This is a genomic window from Corynebacterium sp. HMSC11D10 (assembly GCF_001806995.1).
Classification (GTDB): Bacteria; Actinomycetota; Actinomycetes; order Mycobacteriales; family Mycobacteriaceae; genus Corynebacterium; species Corynebacterium coyleae.
In genome coordinates this window covers 1-620 of the sequence record NZ_KV787044.1, presented here as the reverse complement: position 1 = coordinate 620, position 620 = coordinate 1, and the positions used below count along the sequence as shown (strand labels likewise).

Here is a 620-nt window from a genome sequence, read left to right as displayed (position 1 = left end):
CAACCGGCTTCGGAGTGCCATCAACCGTGGTCTTGTCGGAAGCGTCGGAACCGTTGTCGTCGCGGCCCTTCTCGTGGCCGTTGACCGGGACCTCGAACTCAGCCTTGCTGTTCGGCAGGTCTGGGTCTTCGATGGTTACCGTGATCGGGCCGTCAACGTTCTCACCCGGGGTGACAACAACGTTGCCATCCTCGTCGATCTCTACCGGGACGTCGTTGCCGTCCTCATCCTTGGCCGTGACCTTGGTGTCATTGTCCGGGTTGGTGACCTTGATGCCGGTGTCCTGCTTCTCGTCGGTCGGGTCCACCGGGGTGATGTTGGAACCATCAACCTTGGTGCCGTCCTCGTTTGCAGGATCCGAACCGTTGTCGTCGCGGTTCTTCTCGTGACCGTTGACGTCGATCTCGACCTCGACCTTGCTGTTCGGCAGGTCTGGGTCTTCGATGGTCACGTTAATCGGACCGTCGACATCTTCACCCGGAGTGACCTCAATTTCACCAGTCTCCGGATTGATCACGGCAGGAACATCCTTGCCGTCCTCATCCTTCGCGGTGACCTTGGTCTCGTCGTCTTCATTCTCGACGACGACGCCAGTGCCCTGCTTCTCATCCGTCGGCTCA

1 protein-coding gene is annotated in these 620 nt (G+C 59.5%); it reads right to left on the bottom strand.

What is annotated here, in order from left to right; all coding sequences use genetic code 11:
* On the bottom strand, nucleotides 1-620 hold a 620-nt coding region (locus HMPREF3120_RS12105; RefSeq protein ID WP_168156403.1), incomplete at both ends, for a hypothetical protein.